This window comes from Cellulomonas sp. SG140 (assembly GCF_025770785.1).
Taxonomy (GTDB): Bacteria; Actinomycetota; Actinomycetes; order Actinomycetales; family Cellulomonadaceae; genus Cellulomonas.
Genome location: NZ_JANZLA010000009.1, coordinates 62,117 through 88,557, shown reverse-complemented (window position 1 = coordinate 88,557; position 26,441 = coordinate 62,117). Strand labels below are relative to the sequence as shown.

30 protein-coding genes and 1 tRNA gene are annotated in these 26,441 nt (G+C 74.4%); 18 read left to right on the top strand and 13 right to left on the bottom strand.

The features are described from left to right. The first annotated feature begins 73 nt into the window (after positions 1 to 73). Positions 74 to 673 (top strand): recombination mediator RecR, encoded by a 600-nt coding sequence (gene recR / locus N0B34_RS15590; protein ID WP_263731378.1) that lies wholly within the window; start codon positions 74 to 76, stop codon positions 671 to 673. A gap of 10 nt (positions 674 to 683) precedes the next feature. Continuing rightward, a complete protein-coding gene (locus tag N0B34_RS15585) occupies positions 684 to 1,250 on the top strand; it encodes a DUF5063 domain-containing protein (RefSeq protein ID WP_263731379.1) in 567 nt (188 codons plus the stop codon). 51 nt (positions 1,251 to 1,301) lie between these two features. Here N0B34_RS15585 and N0B34_RS15580 read toward each other — a convergent pair whose 3' ends face one another. Then, the gene (locus tag N0B34_RS15580) at positions 1,302 to 2,447 is read right to left on the bottom strand and encodes an ABC transporter permease (RefSeq protein WP_263731380.1); all 1,146 of its coding nucleotides are present in this window, start codon (positions 2,445 to 2,447) and stop codon (positions 1,302 to 1,304) included. Continuing rightward, a complete protein-coding gene (locus tag N0B34_RS15575; protein WP_263731381.1) occupies positions 2,444 to 3,424 on the bottom strand; it encodes an ABC transporter ATP-binding protein in 981 nt (326 codons plus the stop codon). Before N0B34_RS15575 ends, N0B34_RS15580 begins: the two co-directional genes overlap by 4 nt. Positions 3,425 to 3,643: 219 nt before the next feature. Between N0B34_RS15575 and N0B34_RS15570 the strand changes: the two genes are divergently transcribed. From N0B34_RS15570 to N0B34_RS15560, 3 genes are all read left to right on the top strand, one after another. Then, on the top strand, positions 3,644 to 4,378 hold the full coding sequence (locus N0B34_RS15570; protein ID WP_263731602.1) for a sulfite exporter TauE/SafE family protein: 735 nt from the start codon (positions 3,644 to 3,646) through the stop codon (positions 4,376 to 4,378). 150 nt (positions 4,379 to 4,528) lie between these two features. Beyond that, positions 4,529 to 5,806 carry an aspartate kinase gene (locus tag N0B34_RS15565; RefSeq protein ID WP_263731383.1) on the top strand — a complete coding sequence of 426 codons (1,278 nt, stop codon included), beginning with the start codon at positions 4,529 to 4,531 and terminating at the stop codon, positions 5,804 to 5,806. Between the two features lie 5 nt (positions 5,807 to 5,811). Beyond that, complete coding sequence (locus N0B34_RS15560) at positions 5,812 to 6,864, top strand: aspartate-semialdehyde dehydrogenase (RefSeq protein WP_263731384.1); 1,053 nt, start codon at positions 5,812 to 5,814, stop codon at positions 6,862 to 6,864. Positions 6,865 to 6,946: 82 nt separating this feature from the next. Here the strand turns inward: N0B34_RS15560 and N0B34_RS15555 are convergent, their stop codons facing one another. From N0B34_RS15555 to N0B34_RS15535, 5 genes are all read right to left on the bottom strand, one after another. Next, positions 6,947 to 7,510, bottom strand: a complete 564-nt coding sequence (locus N0B34_RS15555) for a DUF2510 domain-containing protein (RefSeq protein WP_263731385.1) — start codon at positions 7,508 to 7,510, stop codon at positions 6,947 to 6,949. A 48-nt stretch (positions 7,511 to 7,558) separates the two neighbouring features. Next, a complete protein-coding gene (locus tag N0B34_RS15550) occupies positions 7,559 to 8,425 on the bottom strand; it encodes a Fic family protein (RefSeq protein ID WP_263731386.1) in 867 nt (288 codons plus the stop codon). A gap of 153 nt (positions 8,426 to 8,578) precedes the next feature. Continuing rightward, positions 8,579 to 8,652: transfer RNA gene (locus N0B34_RS15545), tRNA-Pro, on the bottom strand. Positions 8,653 to 8,755: 103 nt separating this feature from the next. Further along, a complete protein-coding gene (locus tag N0B34_RS15540) occupies positions 8,756 to 9,691 on the bottom strand; it encodes a metallophosphoesterase (RefSeq protein ID WP_263731387.1) in 936 nt (311 codons plus the stop codon). After that, entirely contained in the window at positions 9,691 to 12,162 is a 2,472-nt protein-coding gene (locus tag N0B34_RS15535; RefSeq protein WP_263731388.1) for a transglycosylase domain-containing protein, read from the bottom strand. The genes N0B34_RS15540 and N0B34_RS15535 overlap by 1 nt, the downstream gene beginning before the upstream one ends. Before the next feature lie 313 nt (positions 12,163 to 12,475). On the opposite strand from N0B34_RS15535, the gene N0B34_RS15530 reads away from it, so the two are divergent. The 3 genes from N0B34_RS15530 to N0B34_RS15520 all read left to right on the top strand — a co-directional run bounded on the left by N0B34_RS15530 (position 12,476) and on the right by N0B34_RS15520 (position 13,502). Further along, positions 12,476 to 12,763, top strand: a complete 288-nt coding sequence (locus N0B34_RS15530) for a WhiB family transcriptional regulator (RefSeq protein WP_263731389.1) — start codon at positions 12,476 to 12,478, stop codon at positions 12,761 to 12,763. Between the two features lie 89 nt (positions 12,764 to 12,852). Then, a complete protein-coding gene (locus N0B34_RS15525; RefSeq protein ID WP_263731390.1) occupies positions 12,853 to 13,011 on the top strand; it encodes a hypothetical protein in 159 nt (52 codons plus the stop codon). After that, entirely contained in the window at positions 13,011 to 13,502 is a 492-nt protein-coding gene (locus tag N0B34_RS15520; protein WP_263731391.1) for a RidA family protein, read from the top strand. The genes N0B34_RS15525 and N0B34_RS15520 overlap by 1 nt, the downstream gene beginning before the upstream one ends. Before the next feature lie 25 nt (positions 13,503 to 13,527). Here N0B34_RS15520 and N0B34_RS15515 read toward each other — a convergent pair whose 3' ends face one another. Then, positions 13,528 to 14,205 carry a Crp/Fnr family transcriptional regulator gene (locus N0B34_RS15515; RefSeq protein WP_263731392.1) on the bottom strand — a complete coding sequence of 226 codons (678 nt, stop codon included), beginning with the start codon at positions 14,203 to 14,205 and terminating at the stop codon, positions 13,528 to 13,530. A 73-nt stretch (positions 14,206 to 14,278) separates the two neighbouring features. Continuing rightward, complete coding sequence (locus tag N0B34_RS15510) at positions 14,279 to 14,695, bottom strand: hypothetical protein (RefSeq protein WP_263731393.1); 417 nt, start codon at positions 14,693 to 14,695, stop codon at positions 14,279 to 14,281. A 213-nt stretch (positions 14,696 to 14,908) separates the two neighbouring features. Here N0B34_RS15510 and nth point away from each other — a divergent pair, with 213 nt between their 5' ends. Then, positions 14,909 to 15,607, top strand: coding sequence for an endonuclease III (gene nth / locus N0B34_RS15505; protein ID WP_412175731.1), 699 nt, complete (start codon positions 14,909 to 14,911; stop codon positions 15,605 to 15,607). A gap of 108 nt (positions 15,608 to 15,715) precedes the next feature. Here the strand turns inward: nth and N0B34_RS15500 are convergent, their stop codons facing one another. From N0B34_RS15500 to N0B34_RS15490, 3 genes are read right to left on the bottom strand one after another with little or no spacing between them, the layout of a single operon-like run. Then, positions 15,716 to 16,636 carry an alpha/beta fold hydrolase gene (locus N0B34_RS15500; protein WP_263731394.1) on the bottom strand — a complete coding sequence of 307 codons (921 nt, stop codon included), beginning with the start codon at positions 16,634 to 16,636 and terminating at the stop codon, positions 15,716 to 15,718. Between the two features lie 11 nt (positions 16,637 to 16,647). Then, the gene (gene nhaA, locus N0B34_RS15495; RefSeq protein WP_263731395.1) at positions 16,648 to 18,012 is read right to left on the bottom strand and encodes a Na+/H+ antiporter NhaA; all 1,365 of its coding nucleotides are present in this window, start codon (positions 18,010 to 18,012) and stop codon (positions 16,648 to 16,650) included. A 30-nt stretch (positions 18,013 to 18,042) separates the two neighbouring features. After that, positions 18,043 to 18,771: a winged-helix domain-containing protein gene (locus N0B34_RS15490; protein ID WP_263731396.1), complete on the bottom strand. Its 729-nt coding sequence runs from the start codon at positions 18,769 to 18,771 to the stop codon at positions 18,043 to 18,045. Between the two features lie 157 nt (positions 18,772 to 18,928). On the opposite strand from N0B34_RS15490, the gene N0B34_RS15485 reads away from it, so the two are divergent. The 3 genes from N0B34_RS15485 to N0B34_RS15475 all read left to right on the top strand — a co-directional run bounded on the left by N0B34_RS15485 (position 18,929) and on the right by N0B34_RS15475 (position 20,768). Next, a complete protein-coding gene (locus N0B34_RS15485) occupies positions 18,929 to 19,663 on the top strand; it encodes a hypothetical protein (protein WP_263731397.1) in 735 nt (244 codons plus the stop codon). Then, complete coding sequence (locus N0B34_RS15480) at positions 19,660 to 20,166, top strand: thioredoxin family protein (protein ID WP_263731398.1); 507 nt, start codon at positions 19,660 to 19,662, stop codon at positions 20,164 to 20,166. Before N0B34_RS15485 ends, N0B34_RS15480 begins: the two co-directional genes overlap by 4 nt. Positions 20,167 to 20,303: 137 nt before the next feature. Beyond that, on the top strand, positions 20,304 to 20,768 hold the full coding sequence (locus tag N0B34_RS15475) for a DUF4395 domain-containing protein (RefSeq protein ID WP_263731399.1): 465 nt from the start codon (positions 20,304 to 20,306) through the stop codon (positions 20,766 to 20,768). 9 nt (positions 20,769 to 20,777) lie between these two features. On the opposite strand, the gene N0B34_RS15470 is transcribed toward N0B34_RS15475, so the two are convergent. After that, a complete protein-coding gene (locus N0B34_RS15470; RefSeq protein WP_263731400.1) occupies positions 20,778 to 21,140 on the bottom strand; it encodes a DsrE family protein in 363 nt (120 codons plus the stop codon). Positions 21,141 to 21,277: 137 nt separating this feature from the next. Here N0B34_RS15470 and N0B34_RS15465 point away from each other — a divergent pair, with 137 nt between their 5' ends. The 6 genes from N0B34_RS15465 to dtd all read left to right on the top strand — a co-directional run bounded on the left by N0B34_RS15465 (position 21,278) and on the right by dtd (position 26,295). Next, a complete protein-coding gene (locus N0B34_RS15465; protein ID WP_263731401.1) occupies positions 21,278 to 22,303 on the top strand; it encodes an NADPH:quinone reductase in 1,026 nt (341 codons plus the stop codon). 228 nt (positions 22,304 to 22,531) lie between these two features. Further along, entirely contained in the window at positions 22,532 to 23,146 is a 615-nt protein-coding gene (locus N0B34_RS15460; protein WP_263731402.1) for an FABP family protein, read from the top strand. A gap of 3 nt (positions 23,147 to 23,149) precedes the next feature. Then, a complete protein-coding gene (locus N0B34_RS15455) occupies positions 23,150 to 24,331 on the top strand; it encodes a YgfZ/GcvT domain-containing protein (protein ID WP_263731403.1) in 1,182 nt (393 codons plus the stop codon). Further along, a complete protein-coding gene (locus N0B34_RS15450) occupies positions 24,328 to 25,464 on the top strand; it encodes an FUSC family protein (protein ID WP_263731404.1) in 1,137 nt (378 codons plus the stop codon). Before N0B34_RS15455 ends, N0B34_RS15450 begins: the two co-directional genes overlap by 4 nt. A gap of 42 nt (positions 25,465 to 25,506) precedes the next feature. Next, on the top strand, positions 25,507 to 25,848 hold the full coding sequence (locus N0B34_RS15445) for a DUF2516 family protein (RefSeq protein ID WP_263731405.1): 342 nt from the start codon (positions 25,507 to 25,509) through the stop codon (positions 25,846 to 25,848). A 3-nt stretch (positions 25,849 to 25,851) separates the two neighbouring features. After that, positions 25,852 to 26,295, top strand: coding sequence for a D-aminoacyl-tRNA deacylase (gene dtd / locus N0B34_RS15440; RefSeq protein ID WP_263731406.1), 444 nt, complete (start codon positions 25,852 to 25,854; stop codon positions 26,293 to 26,295). The last annotated feature ends 146 nt before the right edge of the window (positions 26,296 to 26,441 follow it).

Here is a 26,441-nt window from a genome sequence, read left to right as displayed (position 1 = left end):
GTCGACGCCGCCACAGCCGCCCTGCGACGGGCTCGCGAGGTCAACTGGATGGGTGACCAACTAGGCTGACCGCGTGTACGAGGGGGCGATCCAGGACCTGGTCGACGAGCTCGGGCGGCTGCCCGGGGTCGGCCCCAAGAGCGCCCAGCGCATCGCGTTCCACATCCTCTCGGCCGACCCGGCGGACGTCCGTCGGCTGGCCGACGCGCTCACCGAGGTCAAGGCCCGCGTCCGGTTCTGCGAGATCTGCGGCAACGTCGCCCAGGAGGCGCAGTGCCGCATCTGCCGCGACCCGCGACGCTCCCCGAACGTGATCTGCGTGGTGGAGGAGGCCAAGGACGTCGTTGCGATCGAGCGGACGCGCGAGTTCCGCGGCCGGTACCACGTGCTCGGCGGGGCCATCAACCCGATCGGCGGCGTCGGTCCGGACGACCTGCGGATCGCCTCGCTGCTCAGCCGCCTGGCGGACGGCACCGTCACCGAGGTGATCCTGGCCACCGACCCCAACGTCGAGGGCGAGGCGACCGCCACCTACCTGGCCCGGCTGCTGGTCCCGATGGGCCTGGCGGTCAGCCGGCTCGCCTCCGGCCTGCCGGTGGGCGGGGACCTGGAGTACGCCGACGAGGTCACCCTGGGCCGGGCCTTCGAGGGCCGCCGACGGATCAGCGCGTAGGGAGCGGACGATGACCGACAGCGACACCGACGACCTCGCGAACCTCGCCCGGTCGGTGCACGACGAGGCGCGCAGCTACCTGACCACGGTCACGGAGGTGGCCGCCGGCTCGGCGCCGGAGGCCACGCTGCCGCTGCTGCTCCTCGCCTTGTCGGACGTGATCGCGGCCGGTGCCCGGCTCGGTGCGATCAACGACGTGGTGCCGGCCCTGCGGTTCGAGCCGGACGTCGGTCCCGACCCGGACGTCGAGCCGCTGCGCGCCAACCTCGCGAACGTGTTCGAGGGAGTCGACGAGTACGTCGAGGTGGTCGACCCCGTCGTCGGCCCGGAGGTGGCCCAGGCGACGCTGTCCGGCGACCTCGTCGCGATCGCCGGGGCGCTGGCCCAGGGGCTGCGCCACTACGAGGCGGGCCGCCCGGTCGAGGCGCTGTGGTGGTGGCAGTTCTCCTACCTGTCCGACTGGGGCGAGCGCGCGTCGTCGGCCTTGCGCACGGTGCAGACGATCCTGGCGCACCTGCGGCTCGACGTGGACGACGACGTGGCTGCCGAGGCGGAGTACGACGCGCTGCAGCCCTGACCAGGGCGGACGTCGCGACGACGCCGTACGCCCCCGAACCGGAGCCGCGCCTCAGGCCACCCGCACCCCGCGCGGCAGAGCGTGCTGCGGGATGCGCAGCCGGCGCACGGCGGTGACGTAGCCGGCCACGCCGAGCAGGACCGTGAACGCCAGGCCCCACGGCCACACCGGCACCGCCGACGGCCGTGGACCCTCGGTGGGCAGGGACACCTGTCCCATCGGGCCCCAGCACTCGTTCGAGATCCCGCTGGCGCCGGCACGCGCGGTACGGACCTCCTCGCGGATGGCGCCGAACGGTGACGTCACCGACTGGAGGTCCTGCTGCGGCACCGTCGAGGCGTCGGAGACGATGACGAACGGGTTGGCCGCCAGCAGCCACCAGGTCCGCTCGGTGTGGACGACGGGCCGCGTCTCGGTGCGCCACTCGCACGCGGGTACCGCCGAGGAGTCGCCCGCGGCCGTGCTACCGCCGAGGGTGACGCTGCCGCTGCACGTCGTGTCGCCCAGGGCATTGGACTCGCACTGCGCCGACGACGGCGAGACGCCCCACACGCGCACCTCCTCCTGGGAGGTGTTCGCGGGCAGCGTCAGGCCGAAGAAGACGAGGGTGAACACCGCGAGGGCCGAGACCCCGAGGAAGGTCAGCACGGTCGACCCAGCCGTCCGGGCGGTCAGGGCCGAGAACCCGATGCCCATGCCGCACACCGACGCGAGGACCACGGCGGTCACGATTACGACGCTGACCAGCGTGATCACCCTCGTCCCGCCCATCGCCATCGCGAGCCCGTAGAACGGCAGGCTCGCCACCAGGAAGGCGGTGGCGGCGGCGAACGCCCCGAGCAGCTTGCCGGTGGCGATCTCGGCCGGGGTCAGCAGGGTCACCTGGACCGTGGCGAGCGTGCCGGCGGCGCGGTCGCCGTTCACGGCGGTCGACGACAGGGTCGGGGTGACCAGCAGCCCCAGCCCCAGCACCAGGAAGGTCACCACGAAGAACAGCAGCGGACCGCGGTGCAGGGGAGAGGTGTCGTGACCCGTCAGCGCGCCGAGGGCTCCGGTGGTGAGCGCGGTGACGGCGCCGACCACGAGGAACCAGACCACCAGCGCGACGATCCAGCGGGTGGACCGCACCCGCTGCCGCAGCTCCAGGGCCGCCACCGTGCGCACCCCGTGCCAGGACACCCGCCACGTGCCGCTCATCGCCGCTCCTCGTCCAGTGCCAGGTAGGCCTGCTCCAGCACCCCGCCGGCGGGGGCGATCGAGACGAGCGGCACGCTGGCCGCCACCGCGTCCCGCACCAGCGTCGCGGCGCCCTCGTCGCCGTCGACGTCGATCAACACACCGTCGTCGTCCGGCCGCCACGCGGCGTGCACCGCGGTGAGCCAGCGCTGGAGCGCCTCCGCGTCCAGCGCGCGCACCCGCCAGGGCCGGCGGGCGCCCGCGGTGCCGAGGGTCGCCTCCGTGTCGCCCGTCAGCACCGTGCGACCGTGCGACAGGAACACTGCGTCGTCGGCCATCTCCTCCAGCTCGGACAGCACGTGGCTGGACACCAGCACGGTGCGCCCCTCGTCCGCCAGCCGGCGCAGCAGCTCGCGCAGGTCGACGCGGGACCGGGGGTCCAGGCCGGAGGCCGGCTCGTCGAGCAGCAGCACCGCCGGGTCGTGCACCAGCGCGCGGGCCAGTCCGAGCCGCTGCTTCTGGCCCCGCGAGAGCACTGCGGCGGGCCGGTCGGCGTACTCGGACAGGTGCACCAGGGCGAGCAGCTCGTCGACGCGGGCCCCGACGGACGCCGGAGGCAGGCGGTAGGCCGCCGCGAACGTCCGGAGCACCTCGCGAGCCGTGAGCGAGTCCCACGTGCCGAACGTGTCCGGCATCCAGCCGGTCCGGGCCCGTGCGGCGGGGCCGTCCGTCACCGGGTCGTACCCGTCGATGCTCACCGTGCCCGCATCAGGCGCCAGCAGCCCGGCCAGCACCAGCAGCAGCGTCGTCTTCCCGGACCCGTTGGGCCCTACCAGGGCGGTGACCCGGCCGGCGCGGGCGTGCAGGTCGACGCCGTCCAGCGCCCGCACGGCGCCGAAGCTGCGGACCACGCCGGCGGTGCGGATCCCGTCCGGGCCGCCTGGCCCGGGCGAGCCAGGGTGCGGAGGGACGGCCGAGGCAGCGACGTCGCTGGTCATGGCTTGACGGTAGGGGTCGGGCAAAGGGCGGCGTGGCCCGTTTCTGAGGGGATCCTGTGCCGGGACTGCGCCGGTTGCTGGCGGTCCGACGGCAGGCCGTCCCGGCGTCCTCCGACCCGGCGGGCCCGCCGTCCTCCGACCGAGACCGGCCGGGAGGTAGGGTCCGCCACCGTGACCGTGTCCGGCCTGCACCTGACGCTCGCGACGGTCGGCCTGCTGATGCTCGCCGGGTTCACCGCCGGCTGGGTCGACGCGGTGGTCGGCGGCGGCGGGCTGGTGCAGCTGCCGGCGCTGCTGCTGGTGCCGGGCATCACTCCCGTGCAGGCGCTGGCCACCAACAAGGTGGCCGGGATCATGGGCACGTCGGTCAGCGCGCTGACCTACTACCGGCGGGTGCAGCCCGGCCTGTCCACTGCGGGGCCGATGGCGATGACCGCACTCGTCGGCGCAGCCGGGGGAGCGGCCCTCGCCGGGCTGCTGCCCACCTCCGTGTTCAAGCCGGTCATCCTCGTGGCACTGGTGCTGGTGGGCGCGTACACGGTGGCGCGTCCACGCGTGGGCCGGGCCACCGACCTGCGCTGGACGGGTCGGCGACACCAGGCGGTGGCGCTGGCGCTCGGCCTGGTGCTGGGTGCGTACGACGGTCTCCTGGGCCCGGGCACCGGCTCGTTCCTGGTGATCGCCCTGGTCGGCATCGTCGGCTACGGGTTCCTCGAGGCGTCGGCGCAGGCGAAGATCGTCAACGTCGCCACCAACCTCGGCGCCCTGCTGGTGTTCACGCTCGAGGGGGCGCCGCTGTGGCGGCTCGGGCTGCTGGTCGGCGGAGCCAACATCGCCGGTGCGTACCTCGGGGCCCGGACGGCGGTGGCCCGGGGCAGCGCCTTCGTCCGCATCGTCTTCGTCGTCGTCGTGGCCGCCCTGATCGCCCGGCTCGCGGTCGACGTGCTGGGCTGACCAGCGCGAACGCCGCGGAGCACACCGGCCGCGGGCGGCCGCGTCCGTCATGCGGAAACCCGTCGGTCCGCATCGTGGGCCGACCTAGACTCGCAGGCGCCCCTCGTCCGATCGCGGTCTGATCGCGCAACCCCTCCGGAGCGCACCCTCGTGGCCCTCATCGTGCAGAAGTACGGCGGCTCGTCCGTCTCCGACGCCAGCAGCATCAAGCGCGTCGCGAAGCGGGTCGCCGAGGCGAAGCGCGCCGGCAACGACGTGGTGGTGGTCGTCTCGGCGATGGGCGACACGACGGACGAGCTGATCGACCTCGCCCACCAGGTGACCCCGCTGCCGCCCGAGCGCGAGATGGACATCCTGCTGACCGCCGGCGAGCGGATCTCCATGTCCCTGCTCGCGATGGCGATCGACCAGCTCGGCGTCGAGGCGAAGAGCTTCACCGGCCAGCAGGCCGGCGTCATCACCGACGAGACGTACGGCAAGGCGCGCATCATCGACGTCACGCCGAGCCGCATCACCAAGACGTTGGCCAAGGGCCAGGTCGCGATCGTCGCCGGCTTCCAGGGCGTCAACCTGGCCACCAACGACGTGACCACCCTCGGCCGCGGCGGCAGCGACACCACCGCCGTCGCGCTGGCGGCCGCGCTCCAGGCCGACGTCTGCGAGATCTACACGGACGTCGACGGCGTGTTCACCGCCGACCCGCGCATCGTGCCGAGCGCCCGCAAGCTCGACCGGATCAGCTACGACGAGATGCTCGAGATGGCCGCCAGCGGCGCGAAGGTGCTCATGCTGCGCTGCGTCGAGTACGCCCGCCGCTACCAGGTGCCGGTGCACGTCCGGTCCTCGTTCTCCACCCACCCGGGCACGCTGGTCACGGACGAGCCCGACACCACCCAGGAGGTTCCCGTGGAGCAGCCGATCATCTCGGGCGTCGCGCACGACCGCTCCGAGGCGAAGATCACGGTGGTCGGCGTCCCCGACGTGCCGGGCAAGGCCGCCAAGATCTTCACGGTGGTCGCCGGCGCCGGCGTGAACATCGACATGATCGTGCAGAACGTCTCCGCGGCCCGGACGGGCCTGACGGACATCTCGTTCACGCTCCCCGCGACGGACGGCACGGTGGCGATGGCCGCGCTCGCGGAGCACCAGCCGGAGATCGGGTACGCGTCGCTGCAGTACGACGACACCATCGGCAAGCTCTCGCTGATCGGTGCGGGCATGCGCTCGCACCCGGGCGTCAGCGCCAAGCTGTTCGAGGCGCTGTCCGAGGCCGGTGTGAACATCGAGATGATCTCCACCTCCGAGATCCGCATCTCCGTGGTGACCCGGGCCGACTCGCTCGACGAGGCGGTCCGCGCGGTGCACACGGCGTTCGGGCTGGACACGGAGTCGGACGAGGCCGTCGTGTACGGCGGGACGGGGCGGTGAGCGGGATGAGCGGCGTGAACGTCGCAGTGGTCGGGGCCACCGGGCAGGTCGGTGGCGTGATGCGCCGGCTGCTGGCCGAGCGCGAGTTCCCGGTCGCGTCGATCCGGTACTTCGCGTCGGCGCGGTCCGCGGGGCGGACGCTGCCCTGGGGTGACGACGAGATCACGGTCGAGGACGTCGCGACGGCGGACCTGTCCGGCATCGACATCGCCCTGTTCTCCGCCGGTGGCGCGACGTCCAAGGAGCAGGCGCCGCGCTTCGCCGCCGCCGGTGCCCTGGTGGTGGACAACTCCTCTGCCTGGCGCAAGGACCCGCGGGTCCCGCTGGTGGTCAGCGAGGTCAACCCGCACGCGCTCGACGAGATCCCGCTGGGCATCGTCGCCAACCCGAACTGCACCACGATGGCCGCGATGCCGGTGCTCAAGCCGCTGCACGACGAGGCCGGGCTGCGCCGCCTGATCGTCTCGACCTACCAGGCCGTGTCCGGGGCCGGCCTCGCCGGTGCGCAGGAGCTCGACACGCAGGTGCGCGCCGCCGTCGAGGAGGACACGCTCGGCCTGGTGCACGACGGCTCTGCCGTGCACTTCCCTGCGCCGACCAAGTTCCCGCGGACGATCGCCTTCGACGTGGTGCCGTTCGCCGGCAACCTGGTGGACGACGGCCTGCGCGAGACCGACGAGGAGCAGAAGCTCCGGAACGAGTCCCGCAAGATCCTCGAGATCCCCGACCTGCTCGTCTCGGGCACGTGCGTGCGGGTGCCGGTGTTCACCGGCCACTCGCTGTCGGTCAACGCCGAGTTCGAGCGGCCGCTGTCCGTCGAGCGGGCCTACGAGCTGCTGGCCGACGCCCCTGGTGTGCAGGTCGAGGACATCCCGACGCCGCTGCTGGCGGCCGGCAAGGACCCGTCGTACGTCGGCCGCATCCGCACCGACGAGGGCGCGCCCGAAGGGCGCGGTCTCGCGCTGTTCGTGTCCAACGACAACCTGCGCAAGGGCGCCGCGCTCAACGCGATCCAGATCGCCGAGCTGCTGGTCGCCCGCCGCTTCGCCACGGCCTGACCGCGCTCGAGGACCGGCCCCGGCACCCGACGGTGCCGGGGCCGGTCTGCGTCGTGGGGCCGGTGGCCGATGGCCGAGGACCTCAGGCGCCGGAGGCCACCACGACGGTCATCACCAGGCACAACGCGCCGGCGACGACGGCGAACCAGGCCCTGCCGCGGCCGTGGCCGCCGGACGACGCGCGACGGATCGCGACGATGCCGAGCGCCACCGACAGCAGCCCCACGACCGCACCGAACACGGCCCCGCCGGTCCCGACCATGGCCATGAACCACGCGAAGAGCGCGAACAGCCCGACGTAGCCCGCGACGATCGACTGCCACGAGCGGCCCACCGGCAGCACCCAGTGCAGACCGTTGCCGGGCCCCAGGTCCGTGCTGGGGGCCGCCACAGGTCCGTAGGCCGCCGTGGCGTACGCCCCGGGGACGTACCCACCAGCGGGTGACGCGTACCCGCCGACCGGTGGGCCGTACCCGCCGGCCTGCGATCCGTACCCGCCGGAGGGCGAGGCGTACCCACCGGCAGGCGCGGCGGCCGGTGCGAGCGGCGTGACGTGCTCGGTCCACCGGCTGCCGTCGAACCAGCGGACGACGTTCGGGGTGGACCCGTCCGGGTACCAGCCCGCGGGTGGAAGCGGCGCACTCATGAGGCACGCATCGTCAGGTGCCGGCGCGGCCTTGAGCGCCGTCACCCGTCAGTGCGAGAGCACCTCGTCCGCCAGCCGCGCCGCCCGGGCGGCGCCCTCCGTGACGGCATCGGCGCAGAGCACCAGCCAGGCGGCCACCCGGTCCGGTTCACCGGTGGCGAAGCCCGCGGCGGTGGCCTGGTACACCAGCGGCGCATCCGCCCAGACGGGCTCCGCGACGGCGCACCCCGTCGGGTCGAGGCCGCCAGCGGTGACGGCGAGCCGGGCGACGGCACGGGCGACCACGCCGTTGGCGGCGGTGAACGGCCGCAGCGCCAGCAGCTCGCCGTGCAGCACGGCGGCGACCACCGCGGCGGGAGCGGCGGTGCGGTGGACCGCCTCGGTCAGCGCGGCCAGCCGATGGCCGACGTCCGCACCGGCCGGCGCGGCTCCCAGGCCGGCGAGGTCGGCGGTCGGGCGGTCGCCGCGGGGGCGGCCCAGCTCCTCGTCGGGAACCCTGCCGGTCGCCGCGAGGGTGTGCAGCCGCGCGAGCAGCTGGCCCAGCGGGAGCGGGCCGAGGGTGCCCCTGCCGTCGCCGACCCGACCCGGCGCGCCGAGGTCCGGCATCAGGCGCTCGACGGCTGCGTGCGCCCGCACCGCACCGCGGACGACGTCGTCCGTCGGCCCCTGCGCGGGTGCGCCGGCGGCCAGCGCCCGCACGTTCTCGACCGGCACCCGCACGCCGTCCAGCGCCGCGCTCGCCCACGCTGCCTCGAGGCCGGCGCGCACCCGGACCTCCGACCAGCGTCGCCGCATCGCGGGATGCCGGCGCAGCTCGGTGCAGGCGTCCCGGGCCCTGGTCACGGCGGCGGGGACGCCGGGGAGGGCCGCCAGCCCCGCCAGCACGTCGTCAGCGGGCTCGATCACGGGGCTCACGGGACCAGTCTGCCGGGCGGCGGCGCGCCGAGCCTCGACGTCCCACCGGTGGGCGAGCGGTCCACCACCCGCACGGTCCGGGACCGTTCAGCGCACATGACGACGGCCCTTGACCAGCACTTCTGCCGGTCAAGGGCCGTCGTCGTCTCCGGGTCGGGGTGGCGGGATTCGAACCCACGACCTCTTCGTCCCGAACGAAGCGCGCTACCAAGCTGCGCCACACCCCGGAGGAACCTGGCAAGGATAGCCGACGCCGACACGGGCGAGGAAATCGCCTCGGAGGTGGCGGAGGCAGCGCCCTTACGGCACGACGCAGGGGCCGCCCGGGACTCAGCGGGGGACGAGTGTCAGCAGGGTCGCCTCGGGCCGCACCGCGAAGCGCACGGGCGCGTACGGCGAGGTCCCGAGCCCGGCCGACACGTGCAACCACATCGAGTCGCCGCCACCCGGGCGGTCCGGACGTGGACCGGGCCAGCCGTGCAGACCCTTGGCCCGCCGCGTGTCCAGGTCGGAGTTGGTCACCAGCGCGCCCCAGAACGGCAGGCCCAGCTGTCCGCCGTGGGTGTGCCCGGCGATGGCCAGGTCGACGCCGTCGTCGAGCATCGCGTCGAGCACCCGCCGGTACGGCGCGTGGGTGACGCCCATGTGCAGGTCCACCGGCACGTCAGTGCTGCGGACGTCGTCCGGTCCGCCCGCGGCGGGGAAGCGGTCGCGGTCGAGGTGCGCGTCGTCCGTGCCGACCAGCGAGATGCGCCGACCGTCGACGTCCAGCACCCCCCGGTGGTTGTCGAGGTCCACCCATCCCGCCGACGTGAACCGGCGCACCAGCTCACGCCACGGCAGCGCCACCGGCTGCACCTGCGCGGTGCGGGCGTCGCGCTGCAGGTAGCGCGCCGGGTTCTTGGGCTGCGGCGCGACGTAGTCGTTGGAGCCGAGGGCGAAGGCGCCCGGCACCTCCAGCAGCGGCTCGAGCGCCTCGAGCAGGGCAGGCATCGCGTCCAGGTGCGCCCAGTTGTCGCCGGTGTTCACGACGACGTGCGGCCGCGTGGTCGCCAGGTCGCGGACCCAGTCGACCTTGCGCCGCTGACCGGGCGTCAGGTGCAGGTCGGACACGTGCAGGACCCGCAGCGGCGCCTGCCCGGGGGCCAGCACCGGGACGGTCGCCTCACGCAGCGCGTACCAGTGGACCTCGACGAGGGCGCCCCACGCGAGCGCGCCGGCGCCGGCCAGTGCCAGGGCGCCGGTCGTCCGGCTCAGGGTGCCCATCAGCCGTGCGGGTTCCCGCCACCGTTACCGGGGTTGCCACCACCGGGCCCAGGCTGTGCGGGTTGGGTCGGCTGCGGCGGCGGGGCTGCCGGCTGCCCGCTCGAGATCACCAGCGTGACGGTCGACCCCGGTGTCGCGGTGCCCGTGGGCGACTGGCTCGCCACCGACCCGGCCGCCACGGAGGACGACACCTGGTTCGGTGACACCTGGACGGTGAACCCGGCGTTCTGCAGCGTGGACGTCGCCTGGTCCTGCGGCTGGCCGACGACGTACGGCACGCTCACCTGCTTGCCGTACAGCTGGTCGCTGCCGATCGCCGGGAAGTTCGGCACGTTCTGGCCGGCCATGATCCGCATCATGAACCGCTTCCAGGTCGGTGCCGAGATGTCCGAGCCGAACGGTCCCTGGTAATACGTCTTGCCGTTGATCGTCTCGCCGTGCAGCGTCTTCTGCTGCTCCGTGATCTGGCCGGACCACACCGCGGTGGCCCGCAGCGGCGTGAAGCCGACGAACCACAGCTCCTCGTTGAACGTCGTCGTACCGGTCTTGCCGGCGGCGGGGAACGGCGGTGCGCCGACGGCCTTGGCCGTGCCGTTCCACACGTTGCTCATCGCGTAGTCCATCGCGGCGGCGTACTGCGGCTCGACCTTCTGCTGGCAGTCGGCGCTCGGCACGTTGAGCTTGGCGCCCGTCGCATCGGTCACGCTCGTGATGGCGATCGGCTTGCAGAACACGCCGCCGGAGGCGAACGCTGCGTAGGCGCCGGCCATCATCAGCGGTGAGGTCTGCTCCGAACCGAGGATGTTGCCGGGGTAGGGGCCGAACGGCACGCCGCCCCACGGCTGCCCGGAGTTGTCCTTCAGGTTCGGGTCACCGGCGCGGAGGACCCCCAGGTCGGCGGCACCGTCGACGATGTTGCACAGGTTGAGCTGGAGGCCCATCGCGATGAACGCGGAGTTCACCGAGTTCGCCGTCGCGCTCAGCACGGTCTGCGGGTAGTTCTGGTTGCTCTCGGAGTTGCTGAACTTGTAGGTACCGGAAAGCCGGCCCTTGCAGGAGGTGAACTGCGACATGTTGTACTGCAGCGGCGTCGCGTTGACCTTCTCGTTGAGCGAGTGGCCCTGCCGCAGCCACTCCAGCAGCGTGAACGCCTTGTAGCTCGAACCGGGCGAGAACCCGCTCGACCCGCCGTACTCGAAGCTCGTGTTGAAGTTCAGCGCCGTCTCACCCGGGCCGGCGTTCTGCATCGGGTTGTAGACGCGGTTCTCCGCCATCGACGTGATCTTGCCGGTGCCGGGCTCGACGGAGACCAGCGCGCTGCCGATGCCCGACGGGTCGTTCACCGGCACGCCGGCCTTGACCTCCTCGTCGGCCGCCGTCTGCTCACCCGGGATCAGCGTGGTGGTGATCGTCAGGCCGCCGCGGTACAGCAGGGCCTGCCGGTCGGACTGCGTCTTGCCGAAGGCGGGGTCGTTGAGGATCACCTTGGTGACGTAGTCGCAGAAGAAGCCGGAACCGGCCACCGTGTCGTTCGCCGTCATGCAGCCCTGCTTGATCGGCGTGACGTGCAGCGTGTCCTTCAGGGGGGTTGCGACGCCCTTGTCGTGCTCCGCCTGGGTGATGTAGCCCTGCTGGTACATCAGGTCCAGCACGGTGTCGCGACGGTTCTGCGAGTCGGCCGGGTTGAGCACCGGGTCCCACTTCGTCGGGCTCTGCGTGATGCCGGCGATGGTGGCCGCCTCGAGGTACGTCAGGTCCTTGGCATGCTTGCCGAAGAAGTACTCCGCCGCCGACTCCACCCCGTAGATCGAGGAGGCGCCGAACTGGGCGATGTTCAGGTACTTCTCCAGGATCTGGTCCTTGGTCATCGTCTTCTCGAGCGTGATCGCCAGCTTCGCCTCGCGCAGCTTGCGCGCCATGCCGGAGGAGCCCGAGTTGTCGCGTGCGTCGGCGAGCGCCTGCGCCCGCTGCGCGGGGTCCGGGATGGCCAGCGCCGCCTCGATCAGCACGTTCTTGACGTACTGCTGCGTCAGCGTCGAGGCGCCCTCCTTCTGGCCGACGAGCGTGTTGATCGCCGCTCGAGCCATCCCCTGCATGTCGACCCCGGCGTGCTCGTAGAACCGCTTGTCCTCCACCGAGATCACGGCCTTCTGCATGATCGGGGCGATCTGGTCGAGGGGGACCACCACCCGGTTCTGGTCATAGAAGGTGGCCAGCACCTTCCCGTCCGCGGCGAGGATGGTCGACTTCTGCGGCAGGGGCTTCTGCTCCAGCTCGGTGGGCAGCCCGTCGAAGGCCTTGACCGTCATGCTGGTGGTGCCGTCCGCGACCGCGACGGCGGGCAGCGCGAGCCCCGCGGCGAGCACGCCCCCGACACCGGCGACCAGCACGAGCGCGAGGAAGAGGGCCAACGCCTGGCCGGGCCGGATGAACCGGCCGTGCGTACGGGGCGAGCGGGCAGGGGACGCCATGCCCGTCAGGGTAACGGCGACACCTGACCCGTTCCCGTGGACCTCCTCGTGCGAGCCGGGTCTGCACGGTATGTGCACACCGCTGACCGGCCCGTCCACGGCGGGGACGTTCGTCCTGGTTGCCTGTGCTGGACAGCAAGATCCGGACGTTCGTGGCATCACGGACACAGCTGGACGCTTGCCTGGTAGCGCTTCCACGCTTCTCACCAGGCAGGATGACCCGAACGGCGGCTCGTCAAGCGGTACTACTCCCCGGTACGGTCCCCCACCAGGGGGCACTCGGGGGGGTGCCCGCGTGACAAGGAGGTGCGCGATGGCCTGGACATCGCGGGAGGGCCACTGGACCGCGTCGGCAGCCTGCGGCAAGGGGAAGCTGGCGCCGGACGCCCTGTTCGTCGAGGGATCGGCGCAACGGGACGCCCGGTCGGTGTGCGGCACGTGCCCGGTACGGCTGGAGTGCCTGGCCGACGCGCTCGACAGCCGGATGGACTTCGGGGTGTGGGGCGGCATGACCGAGCGGGAGCGGCGCGCGCTGCTGCGTCGTCGCCCCGAGGTCCGGTCGTGGCGCAGCGAGCTCGCCACCGCCGGCGACGTGCGCTGACGGCGCAGCCGAGGTCCGGTGCCGCACCGCAGGCGGACAGCGGCGGGCGCGCACCGGACCGGCGTCGGGCCGTCGCCTAGGGTGGGTGCATGGCCACTGCCTGGGAGTACGCGACCGTCCCGCTGATCGTCCACGCCACCAAGGCGATCCTCGACCAGTGGGGGGTGGACGGCTGGGAGCTGGTCACGGTCCTGCAGGGCCAGGACGGCAACCTCGTCGCCTACCTCAAGCGCCCGCGGGAGGCCTGATGTCCGTCGCCGACCGTCTGGTCGAGCTGGGCCTGCAGCTGCCGTCCTCCGCCGCGCCCGTCGGCGCCTACGTGCCCGCGGTGCGCACCGGCTCGTACGTGTGGACGTCCGGCCAGCTGCCGTTCGTCGCGGGCGGGCTGACCGTCACGGGGATCGTCGGGTTGACGCCCGGTCAGGTCACGCCGCCGGCCGCCACCGAGCAGGCGCGCATCGCGGCGCTGAACGCGCTCGCCGCGGTCGGGAGCCTGCTGGCCGGTCCCGGCGGGGACGCCGTCGCGGCCCTGGACCGGGTGGTGCGGGTGGTCAAGGTGGTCGGGTTCGTCGCGAGCGACCCGACGTTCACCGGTCAGCCGGCCGTGCTGAACGGGGCGAGCGAGCTGCTGCACGCGCTGCTCGGCGACGCAGGCGTGCACGCGCGCTCGGCGGTCGGCGTCGCGGCGCTGCCGCTCGGGGCGCCGGTCGAGGTGGAGCTGGTCGTCGAGGTCGCCTGAGTCGAGGCGGCCTGAGCGGCGCCGCTCAGCGGGCGCGCCGCTCCAGGCGGTCGACGTCGAGCAGCACCACGGCACGGCCCTCGCGGCGGACCCAGCCGCGCGCGGCGAAGTCGGCCAGCGCCTTGTTCACCGTCTCGCGGGACGCGCCGACCAGCTGGGCCAACTCCTCCTGCGTCAGGTCGTGCGCCACGCGGATGCCGTCCTCCACCGGTCGGCCGAACCGGCTCGACAGGTCCAGCAGCGCCTTGGCCACGCGGCCCGGCACGTCGGAGAACACCAGGTCCGCCAGCGCCTCGTTGGTGCGGCGCAAGCGGCGGGCGAGCGCCTGCAGCAGGTGCTCGGCGACCGCCGGGGTGGACGCCAACCAGGTCTGCAGGTCGTGGTGGCCCATCTCCAGCACCACGGCGTCGGAGATCGCGGTGGCGGTCGCCGTGCGCGTGCCGGGGTCGAACAGCGAGAGCTCGCCGATCATCTCGCCCGGGCCCAGCACGGCGAGCAGGTTCTCGCGGCCGTCGCTGGAGCGGGTGCCCAGCTTGATCTTGCCCTCGCGGATCACGTAGAGCCGGTCGCCCGGCTCGCCCTCGTGGAACAGCACGTCCCCGCGGCCGACGTCGATGCTCTTCATCGACGCGATCAGCGTGCGCGCGGAGTCCGGCTCGAGGCCCGCGAAGAGCGGGGCGGTCAGCACCACGTCGTCAGCCACGATCAGTCCACCTTCCCGCAGGCGCCGAAGGGACGGCGTCAGCGCTCAGTCTGCCCCATGGCGGTCGCGCAGGTCAGTTGCGCGACTCGTGCTCCGGGACGGGTCCCAGCACGGCGTCCGGCTGCCCGGCCAGGTGCCCGATCAGCCGCTCCGTGGCGGCCGCCAGGGCGGCGTCGACACCGTCCTGGTACCGCACCAGCCGGCTGTCCAGCGCCCGGAGGGCGGTGAGCTGGTCGAGGTGGGTGCCGGAGCGGGGGCCGCCCAGCACCGCCTCGAGCTCGTCCGGTCGAGGCACGTCCAGCCCCACGTCGAGGGGCAGCTGGAAGGCGAGCTCCTCACCCAGCGGCTGCGGACCGACGGCACGGGCGACGAGGAGGTCGAGGCGCGCGCGGACCAGCCGCCGCCACCAGCCGACCCGGGACCGCTCGGCGCGCAACGCGCGGTGGTCCAGCCGGAGGGCGTGGACGTCGAGCACGTGCTGCGTGGTCACCGCACCTCCGTCCGCCGGTCTCCTGGTGTCTGATTCGGGACGTCGGGCCCCCGACTTGAGCGCCACCACCCGGACGCGCGTCCAGATTCACTCGCGCGGACGTACCGCCGACTCCCTGTGCAGGGCCGGTTCGCCCGGACGGCCGAACGTGCGAGCCGAACGGGGGCGCGGCGGCCCGGCGGCCGTGTCGGAGCCGCCGCGTAACCTGCGACGGTGACCCTGGTTCCCGACGAGTCCGCGCTCGCCCGCACCCGACGAGCACGTCGCATCGACCGCGCGCTGGCGGTCCGCTTCCCCGACGCGCACATCGAGCTGGACTTCCGTACGCCGTTCGAGCTGCTGGTCGCCACCGTCCTGTCGGCGCAGACCACGGACGTGCGCGTCAACCTCACCACCCCGGCGCTGTTCGCCCGGTTCCCGGACGCTGCCGCGATGGCGTCGGCGGACCCGACGGAGCTCGAGGAGATCCTGCGACCCACCGGGTTCTTCCGGGCCAAGACGCGCGCCGTGATGGGCATCGGCCAGGCGCTGGTCGAGCGGTTCGGCGGCGAGGTGCCCGGCCGGATGAAGGACCTGGTGACGCTGCCGGGGGTGGGGCGCAAGACGGCGAACGTCGTGCTCGGCAACGCGTTCGGCGTGCCCGGTCTGCCGGTGGACACGCACGTGCTCCGGCTGTCCGGCCGGCTCGGCCTCACCGGGAGCGACGACCCCGTGCAGGTGGAGCAGGACCTGTGCGCCCTGCTGCCGCGCAAGGACTGGACGATGGCCTCGCACCACCTGATCTTCCACGGCCGTCGGATCTGCTTCGCGCGCAAGCCCGCGTGCGGGGCGTGCCCGGTGTTCGCGCTGTGCCCGTCGGCGGGGATGGGGGAGAACGACCCGGTGAAGGCGGCCGCGATGGTGAAGGGCTGAGCCCCGGGGACGCGACGCCGGGGCGCGAGGCCGGGGGCGGCTCGACGGGAATGCCGTGGGGTCGGACGAGGGCCTCGGTGCGCCTCGGACGAAGGTCTCGGCGTGGGGTCAGACGAGGGTCTCGGCCAGCCAGTCCAGGAGCAGGGCGGTCAGGCGCTCGGGTGCCTCGTCGGACACGTAGTGGCCGACGCCCCGCAGCAGCTCGTAGCGGTAGGGGCGGGCGAGCGCCGCGGCCGTCGACCTGTGCAGCGCGGCAGCCGCCGGGGTGCACACCCCGTCGCGGTCGCCGTGCACCTGCAGCGTCGGCAGCGGTCGTGCGCGTTCGAACGCGGCGAGGTACCGGCGGCCGTCGAGCCGGGGGCGGGACCGCAGCAGCCACCGGACCTGCTCCAGCTGGCTGTGGGCGGCGAACGGCACCCGCAGCGCGCGGCTGTACGCCTCGACCGCCTCCGCGTCGGGCCGTCCGCGGCCGCCGCTGAGGCCGGTGATCAGGCGCTCGGCCAGATCGCCCTCCGTGAGCGCCCGCTCCGGGAGGGACGGCAGCTGCACGTAGGCGAGGCGGCGCGCGGCTGCGGGGCGCACGGTTGCCGGACCGACGTCCAGGGGGTGCGGGCACGACAACGCCGCGACGGCGCGAACCGCGTCGCCGTGCAGGGCCGCCGTCGCCCACGCGAGCTGACCTCCCGTGCCGGCCCCGACCAGCACGGCCTGACCGGCACCGAGCGACCGGATCACCCCTGCGACGTCGGTGGCCAGAGTCGGTGCGTCGTACCCGTGCGGCGGCTTGTCCGACCCGCCGGTGCCGCGCACGTCCATCGCGGCGACCCGGTAGCCGGCCTCGGCCAGCGCCGGCAGCTGGTGCCGCCAGGCCCACCAGTAGGTGAGCACGTCGTGCAGCAGCACCACCAGCGGGGCGTCCCGCTCGTCCGGGCCCGCCAGCGCCACGTGGAACCGCGCGCCGTTGGCCGGCACGAAGCGGTGCTCCCACGGGCCGTCGACGGCGAGCTCGGCGGAGTCGACGGTGCTCATCGGCACGAAACCTACCCGCTGACCGACCGGCGGCGCCCTCGGTGCACCCGGTCCCGCCACGCCAGGGTGCTGCCGCCCAGCAGGGCCGCCACGGCCGAGGCCGCGAGCACCGCGACCACCACGTGCTCGTCCTGCGGGCTCCCGGAGCCGAACGCCAGGCCACCCACCAGGAGCGAGACGGTGAAGCCGATCCCGCCCACCAGCCCGACCCCCAGCACGTCGGCCCAGCCGAGCGCCGGTGCGAGGCTGGCGCGCGTGAACCGGGCAACGGCCCAGGTGGCGGCGAGGATGCCTAGCGGCTTGCCGAGCACCAGGCCCGCCGCCACGCCGAGCGCGACCGGATCGTGCGACGCGGCGCGCAGCACGTCGCCCGAGACGGTCACCCCCGCCGCCGCGAGCGCGAACACCGGCACCGCGACGCCGGCCGACAGGGGACGCCAGCGGTGCTCCCACCGCTCCGCGGTCGAGGCCGTGCCGGGTGCCGCGCCCACGGGAGTGCTGGTCGGTGCGCTGAGGCCGAGCAGCACGCCCGCGATGGTGGCGTGCACGCCGGACGCGTGCAGCAGGGCCCACGCCGTCAGGGCGAGCGGCAGCAGCAGCCACACCGGGGGGCGCGTGCGGCGCGCCAGCACCGCGAACAGGGCGACCGTACCGAGGGCGCCCAGCAGCGGGAGCACGGACAGCGAGCGGGCGTAGAACACCGCGATGACGACGATCGCCAGCAGGTCGTCCACCACCGCCAGCGTCAGCAGGAAGGCGCGCAGGGAGGCGGGCAGCGACCGTCCCACCAGGGAGAGCACCCCGACGGCGAAGGCGATGTCCGTGGCCGTCGGCACCGCCCAGCCGACCGGGCGGCCGTCCGCGGACGTCAGGTTGACGGCCAGGTAGACGAGCGCGGGCACGGCCATGCCGCCGACGGCGGCCACGGCGGGCACCACCGCGGTCGCGGGTCGGCGCAGCTCGCCGGTCACCAGCTCGCGCTTGAGCTCCAGCCCGACGACGAAGAAGAACACCGCCAGCAGCCCGTCGGTCGCCCACTGACCGAGCGTCAGGTGCAGGTGCACCGCCGCGGGGCCGACGGCGGTCGCCCACGCCGAGCGGTACGCGGCCGGCCACAGCTGCGCCCACCCGAGGGCGAGGGCCGTCGCGACGAGCAGCAGCACGGCGCCGGTCCGCTCGTCGCGCAGCGTGTCGAGCAGGTTCCGCTCGCCACCGGGGGTGAGGGCGGCGAAGAGGCGGCGGTGCTCGCGCGGCGGGCGCCCGGCGGCGACAGGTCCGGTGGGTACGCCCTGCGGTGTCGGACGGTGGTTGTCGCGGCGGGGCGGCACGGGGACCTCCGGGGTCGGCAGCAGGACGCCGACCAGGCTTCCCGGCACACCGCCAGCCAGGCTACCGGTCGAGGGTGGTCACAGGCCCGCGGTCTCGGTCAGGCCGGAGCGGTCGTCCGCCCCGCGCCGCGTCTCCTTCGGCGGGTCGAACCGGTACCCGACGTTGCGCACCGTGCCGATCAGCTGCTCGTGCTCGGGACCGAGCTTGGCGCGCAGGCGCCGCACGTGGACGTCCACCGTGCGGGTGCCGCCGTAGTAGTCGTAGCCCCAGACCTCCTGCAGCAGCTGCGCCCGGGTGAACACCCGGCCGGGGTGCTGCACCAGGTACTTGAGCAGCTCGAACTCCTTGTACGTCAGGTCGAGCGGCTGCCCGCGAAGCCGGGCGGTGTACCCGCCGGCGTCGATGGTCAGCTCGCCGGCGCTGATCTCCAGCGGTGCGTCCTCGTAGGCGGCGGTCGCAGCACGCTCCATCACCAGGCGGAAGCGGGTCTCCACCTCGGCCGGGGTCGCGTTCTCCAGCACGATGTCGTCGGCGCCCCACTCGGCGGTCACCACGGTGAGGCCGCCCTCGGTCAGCACCAGGATCAGCGGGACCGTCAGGCCGGTGGCGCGCAGGAGCCGGCACGTGGTGCGCGCCGTCACCAGGTCACGGCGCGCGTCGAGCACGACGATGTCTGCGTCCGGGGCGTCCACGAGAGCGGACGGCTCCACCGGTAGGACCCGGACCCGGTGCGACAGCAGGCCGAGTGCGGGCAGCACCTGCGCGGACCCCCCGGACGCCGGAGTGAGGAGCAGCAGGTCTGCCACCAGGACCTCCAGGCGCGCGAGTGAGCACACGGTACCGCGCACTGCGCGGCCGCACGCCGAGCCGTCCGCGGCACGGCATCTGCGAGAATCCCAGCGTGCTGACCCCCGCCCCCGTGCCGCTGCCTGCGCTCGGCGGCCCTGGGCAGGTGGTGGCCCGATGACCGTCGCCACCCGGTCGGTGGCCACGGCCGCCCTCGCCGCAGCGGTCGCGCTGGCCGGCTACCTGCACCCGACGGCCCTGGTGGGGGCTGGTTTCGTGCTCGTCGTGCTGCTGGCGCTCGGCTGGCCGTGGCTCGCTCGGCTGCCCTTCCCGCCCGGCTCGTCGGCGGTGATCGGCCTCGCCGGCGCCGGTGCGCTGTACGCCGTCGCGTTCGTCACGGCGTCGTCGGACCTGTCCGCGCTGTCCATCGCGATGGCCGCGGCGCTGCTGCTGGCGTTCGTCAACGAGCTGCTGCGCCGGGACGGGCGCGTGCGGATGGTCGAGTCGGTGTCCGGCACGGCGGCCGGTGCCGTGATCGCGCTGACCGCCTCCGGGTGGGCGGCGGCCGACGCGCTGTCCGGCGGACCGACGCTGGTGGTCACCGGCGCGGTGGCGCTCGCGGTCGGCTCCGCGGTGTCCGCCCTGGCCGTCGCGCGGTGGGTGAGCGCGGTGACCACCGTCCTGTCCGCCGCCGGGGTCGGTGCGCTGGTCAGCATCCCGCTCGCCTCGTTCAGCCCCGCCGTCGGCGCGCTGCTGGGCGGAGCCGTGGGCGTGCTGGTCGCCGCGATGGACGCGCTGTTCGACGGGATGCCGGAGCTGCGGCGGCGGATGCCGGCGCTGGCCGCGATCGCCCTGCCCGTGTGCGTGACCGGCATGGTGCTGTACGTGGTCGGACGGGTGCTGGTCCGGTGACCGTGACCCGCGTGGTGCTGGTCGTGGCGGTGCTGGCGGCGGCGGTCCTGGTGGGCCTGGCCTGGCAGCGGCGCAACGGCCGGTTCACCGCGGTGCCGACGGCGGTGCTGGCGGCCGCCGACCTGACGGACGGGCCGCACGTCCACGCGCCCGGCGTGGAGCGCCTGACGAGCGCGGAGATCGGCGTGGAGCCCGGGACGCGGGCGACCTTCGTCCAGCTGTCCAGCGAGGTGTGCACGCCCTGCCGGCGCACCCACGCCGTGCTCGCGGATCTCGCTGCTCAAGAAGACGGTGTCCGGCATGTGGACCTGGACGTCGCGCAGCACCTGGACCTCGTGCGACGCTTCGACGTGATGCGTACCCCGACCGTCCTGCTGATCGACGGCGCCGGGGTCGTCGTCGGGCGGATGTCCGGGGCGACCGACCGGCGTCAGGCGCTCGCTGCCCTCGAGGCGTGCCCGCCTCCGGCCGACGGCTGTCCGCGCGGGACCACCGCCGGCTGAGCCCCGCTGCGGCGGAGGCGTCCGGCCCCGCCGCGGTCCCGGTGCACGTGCGCTGCACGTCCACCACCCCGGCATCGGATGGTCCCGGCCCCGCGCCCTGGCGCACCCGCGCCCCGCACCAGCCCCCGGAGAACCCCATGAGCACGTCCACCATCCCCGTGCAGGCACCCGCCGGGATCGACCCCCGCGGCCCCAGGTTCGGCGCGGCGCTCACCGCCGCGCTGCTCGTCGTCGTCCTGCTGCTCGGCACCGGCACGGCGGCCACCGTCGTCCTCGCCGTCGTCGCCGCCGGGTTCGCCCTCGGCGTGACTCGCGGCGTCGGCGGCACGTGGCAGGGCGCCGTCTACCGCCGGCTGGTCGCGCCGCGGCTCGCACCGCCCACCGAGCGGGAGGACCCCCGACCCCCGCGGTTCGCCCAGCTGGTGGGTCTTGTGGTCACCGGCCTCGGGCTCGTCGTCGCCCTGCTCGGTGCGCCGCTCGGCGTGACGGTCGGCGCGGCGCTCGCCCTGGTCGCGGCGTTCCTCAACGCGGCGTTCGGGCTGTGCCTCGGGTGCGAGCTGTACCTGCTGGGCCAGCGGCTGCGGTCGGTGCGCTCGGCCTAGCCCGGACGGTCAGTAGACCAGCGCCTGGGCACCCTCGGCGAGGACCTCCTCCACGAACACGGGCGCCCCGGCGATCCGGACGCCCGGCAGCACGTCGTCCGCGGTGATGCCGCGCCGGACGGCGCACTGCGTGCACACCGTGACGCGGCCGTCGGCCAGCAGCAGCTCGAGCAGCTCCGGCAGCGGTGTGGCGTGCGCCAGCTCCAGCTCCGCGGCCCGGCCCGGGACGGCGAACCAGGCCGCCTCGCCGGTGAGCCACAGGCTGACGTCGGCACCCGCCGCGACGGCTGCGGCCGCGACCGTGAACGCCTGGTTCGCGGCCTCGGGGCGGTCGGTGCCGGAGGTGGACTTGATCACCAGGGAGCGCGTCACCGGCACAGGCTAGCCAGGCGACCGCGGGCTCGGCCGTGCCGGGTCGCGCCGCGGTCGCGGGCATATCCGTACCCCGCCGTCCGTTGGCCCCCGACGGAGCCACCTCACGGCGCCGTCCCCGACGAAAGGTCCGAACCGTGCGAGCGATCGTCTTCACCCGTCCCGGCGCCAGCGACGTGCTGCAGCTCGTCGACCGGGAGGTGGCCGCGCCCGGTGCCGGCGAGGTGCGGGTGCGGGTGGTGCGGTCGGCAGTGAACCCGACGGACTGGAAGTCGCGCAGCGGGTCGACCGGCTCGCGCCTGGCGTTCGACGAGGTGGTGCCCAACCAGGACGGCGCCGGCGTGGTCGACGCGGTCGGCGAGGGAGTCGACGGCCTGGCGGTCGGCGACCGCGTCTGGCTGATGCTCGCCCAGCACCGGCGCCCCACCGGGACGGCGCAGGAGCTGACCGTGCTGCCGGTCGACCGCGTGCACCGGCTGCCCGAGGGGGCGAGCTTCGACCTCGGCGCGGACCTCGGCGTGCCGGCGGTGACGGCGCACCGCGCGCTGACCACCCTGGAGGACGGCCCCAGCCGGCTGTCGCCGGGAGCGCTGACGGGTCGGACGGTCCTGGTCGCCGGGGGTGCCGGAGCCGTCGGCAACGCGGCGATCCAGCTCGCGCGGTGGGCGGGTGCGACGGTGGTCACCACGGTGAGCAGCCCTCAGAAGGCGGCGCTCGCGACGGCCGCCGGAGCGCAGCACACCGTGGACTACCGGCACGAGGACGTGGTGCGGGCGGTGCGCGCGATCGCGCCGGACGGCGTCGACGTCGTCGTCGAGGTGGCGCCGGCGCAGAACCTCGAGACCGACCTGGCGGTGATCCGGCCGCGCGGCACCGTCTCGATCTACGCGAACAACGGCGGCGACCAGCTGAGCTTCCCGGTGCGGGGCATGTTCTCCACCAACGTGCGGCTGCAGGGGGTGCTGCTCTACACCGTCGGGGCCGCGGCGCTCGCGGCGGCCGCCGCGGACGTCACTGCCGCCGTGGCGGACGGTGCCTTCGGCGTCGGTGAGGAGCACGGCCTGCCGCTGCACCACTACCCGCTGGAGCAGACGGCCGCGGCGCACGACGCGGTCGAGGGCGGCATCGTCGGCAAGGTGCTGATCGACGTCGCCGAGGACTGAGCGCGGTGCGGTGGCGGGGACGGGGGAAGGGACCGGCCGTCGTTACGATGGGCCCATGTCCGGGCTCGAGATCTTCTTCGTCAGCCTGCTCGCCGTCACCACGCTGGCGATCGGGTGGTTCGCGGCGCTGTCCGTCTACAAGCTGTACCAGGGCCAGCGCTGACCAGGCCCTGACCGGGACGCCCGCGTCCCACGTCCGCACCGACCGCCGTCCGTCAGGGAGGCACCATGCCCTTCGTGCTGCCTGAGGGTCTGGCACCCGAGGTCTACCCGCTCGCGTGGCTGGTGGGCCGCTGGCGCGGTGAGGGCGTGCTCGCCTACCCCGGTGTCGAGGAGGCGGCGTTCACGCAGGAGCTCGAGGTCACCAGCGACGGCGGGCCGTACCTGGCCTACCGGTCGAGCATCCGGCTGGTGGTGGCACCTGACGACCTGACGGCGCTGGAGACGACGCCGGAGCCCGCAGGGGACGAGCCGACCGCAGCCCCGGACGCGCCGCCCAGCACGCCGGCGGAGCACACCGGGCCGGTGTGGTCGTCGGAGGTCGGGTACTGGCGCGTGCCGCCGGAGCCGTCGGTCGAGCTGGCCGAGGGGCAGCACCCGGTGGAGCAGCTGGTGGCCGACCCGTCCGGGCACGTGGCCGTGTACGTGGGTGCTGTCGGCAACGGGCGGATCGACCTGGTCAGCGACCTGGTGGCGCGTACGGCGACCGGTGCCGAGGTGTCCGCCGGACGGCGGCTGTACGGCCTGGTGCACGGCGAGCTGATGTGGGCGCACGACCTTGCGGCGTTCGGCCAGCCGCTGCAGTCGTACTCCTCCGGCCGGCTGACCCGCGTGGAGGACTGAGCGATGACGGACCAGCTGCCCGCGGTGCAGACCCCGGGCGGTGCCCCCGACCGGACGACGGCCGCGGCGCCCCGGCACCGCAGCCCGCTGCTCGACCGCCACGGTGCCGTCCCGGCGGCCGGTGCGGACGCCGGGGTCGCGTGGCACTACGGCGACCCGGTCGCCGAGCAGCGTGCGCTCGAGCGCGGCGGTGCCGTGGTGGACATGTCGCACGTGGGCGTGCTGCGGGTCGCGGGGCCGGACCGGCTGAGCTGGTTGCACTCCATCACCTCGCAGGACGTGGAGCACCTCGCACCGCGCACCTCGACCGAGCTGCTGGTGCTGGACCCCCAGGGGCACGTGGAGCACGCCGCCGGCGTGGTGGACGACGGCGAGGCCACCTGGCTGATCACCGAGACGCCCGTCGAGCTGGCCGCGTGGCTGGACCGGATGCGCTTCATGCTCCGCGTCGAGGTCGCCGACGTGACCGACGAGTGGGTGGTGATCGGTGAACCGGTCGACGCGGAGGGCCACGCGGACGAGCCGCTGACGTGGCGGGACCCGTGGCCGCACGTCGCGGCGGGCGGCACCCGGTACGGACCGCCCGACGACGAGCACCCCGGTGCCGAGCGGCCCTGGCGGCTGGTGCTCGTGCCGCGGGAGCGGCTGGCCGACGAGGTGGCGGTCCGCGAGGCCGCCGGCGCGGTGCTGGCCGGTACGTGGGCCACCGAGGCGGTGCGGGTGGCGGCCTGGCGGCCGCGGTTCTCGCACGAGGTGGACCACCGCACCATCCCGCACGAGCTCGACTGGCTGCGCACGGCGGTGCACCTGCACAAGGGCTGCTACCGGGGCCAGGAGACCGTGGCCCGGGTGCACAACCTCGGCCGTCCGCCGCGGCGGCTGGTGATGCTGCACCTCGACGGGTCCGGCCACCTGCTGCCGGAGGCCGGTGCCGTGGTCCGCACCGTGGACGGCCGTGAGGTGGGGACCATCACCACCGTGGCCCGGCACCAGGAGCTGGGGCCCGTGGCGCTCGCGGTGGTGAAGCGGTCCGTGCCCGCGGACGACGAGCTGCGGGTGGACGGCCCGGCCGAGCCCGTGGCCGCCGCGCAGGAGCAGGTGGTGCCCGGCGACGGTGTCTCGGTGGACCGTCCGGCCCCGCGCGGGCCGGTGGCCCGAGGTCTCGGCCCGCACGTCTCGCTGTGACCGAGGCGGCCGCGGGACCGGCGCGGCCGGCCCGGACCGGGCGGCGGGCGGGACTGCGGGACCTGCGGGTGACGGCCGAGGTGCGCGCCCGCCAGGGCTGGGCCCGGGTGCACGCGTCCTGGTTCTGGATCCTGCAGGCCGCCGTCGCCGGCACCATCGCGTACGCCGTGGCCTTCTACGCCTTCGGCCACACGCACCCCTTCTTCGCCCCCGTCAGTACGTGGGTGGCCCTGGGCTTCTCGCGGGACCGGTCGACGCGGCGGGTGGCCGAGCTGGCGGTCGGCGTGGCGCTCGGGGTCGGGTTCGGCGAGCTGATGGTGCGGCTGATCGGCTCCGGCATCTGGCAGATGGGCGTGGTGCTGGCGGTGTCCGCCCTGGTGGGACGGTTCGTCGACCGGGCGCCGCTGATCACCACGCAGGCCGGGGTGCAGGCGATCGTCATCATGACCCTGCCGGCGCTGACGGGCGGACCTTTCGGCCGGTGGGTGGACGCGGTGGTCGGCGGCGTGATCGGCCTGGTCGTCGTGGTGCTCACCCCGACGGACCCCCGCCGGCACCTGCACCGGCAGGCCCGTGCGGCCACCGAGGAGCTCGCCGGGATGCTGCACACCCTGGCCAGAGGCCTGCGCACCGGCACGGTGGCCGACGTGGAGGACGCGCTGCTGCGCGGTCGCACGTCGCAGCCGGCGCTCGACGAGTGGCGCGAGTCCGCCGGGACCGCCCGTGACCTGGCCCGCGTGTCCCCGGCCGCCTGGCGGCACCGGGACGAGCTGACCCGGTCCGTGTCCGCCGCGGTGCTGCTGGACCGGGCGGTGCGCAACGCGCGGGTGCTGATCCGCCGGGCGGTCACCGCCGTCGAGGACGGGCAGCGCACCGAGCTCGCCGCCGAGCTGCTCGAGGAGGTGGCGCGTGCGGCCGACGCGCTGGCCGAGGCGTTCGGCGCCGGCCGTGACCCGGCCCGCGCCCGTGCGGCGCTCCGCGCGGTGGCCGAGCGGCTGGACCCGTACGCCATGGGCTCGGACGACTGGCAGGCGCAGAGCCTGGTGCTGCTGGCCCGGTCGCTCGTCGTCGACCTGCTGGAGGCCGCCGGGACCGACCCGGCCGAGGCGCGGGCCGTCCTGCCGGAGCTGTAGGGCGGCACGGGGTGGTGTCGACCGGCACCGTAGGCTCGGCCCGTGACAGCCATCGGCACCGTGCAGGCCGGCCTCTTCCTCGTCTTCTTCGTGGCGATCCTCGCGCTGACCGTCTGGGCGCTGGTCGACTGCCTGACCCGTCCGGCCCGGGCCTTCCCCGCCGCGGACAAGCGGACCCGGCCGTTCTGGGCAGGCATCCTGACGGCCGCCGTCGTGGTGGCCTTCCTCGCGGTGCCCCTCGGGTTCGCACCGAGCAGCTTCTTCCAGTTCCTCGCGCTGCTCGCCGCCGTGGCGGCCGTCGTGTACCTGGTGGACGTCCGGCCCGCGGTGCGGCCGTACTCCGGTCGCGGGCCGCGCGGCGGCCCGTCCCGCGGGGGCTGGTGACGCGTGCGCGCGGTGGTGCAGCGGGTGACGCGCGCCCGCGTGACGGTGGGCGGCGAGGTGGTCGCCGCGATCGACGAGCCGGGGCTGGTGGTGCTGGCCGGCGTCACGCCCGGTGACGGCCCCGCGCAGGTGGACCTGATCGCCCGGAAGGTGGCGGACCTGCGCATCCTGCGCGACGAGCGGTCGGCAGCCGAGGTGGGGGCGCCGGTGCTGGTGGTCAGCCAGTTCACGCTGTACGCCGACACCCGCAAGGGCCGACGGCCGACGTGGAACGCCGCGGCGCCGGGGCCGGTGGCCGAGCCGGTGGTGGACTCGCTGGTCGCGGCGCTGCGAGAGCGCGGGCTGCGGGTGGGCACCGGGGTGTTCGGTGCGGACATGGCCGTGGAGCTGGTGAACGACGGGCCCGTGACGATCCTGCTGGAGTCCGAGCCGACGAGGCCGTCATGAGTCCGGACATGAGGAAAGGCCCCTCGGAGTAAGCGTCCGGGGGGCCTCCCTCTGATCGCAGGTCCCTTGGCTCATCGGTCACCCGATGGGGACGCCGCTGCGACGCTGCGGCTCCGTCCCGCTGCGACGGGATCCGGCGAACCGGT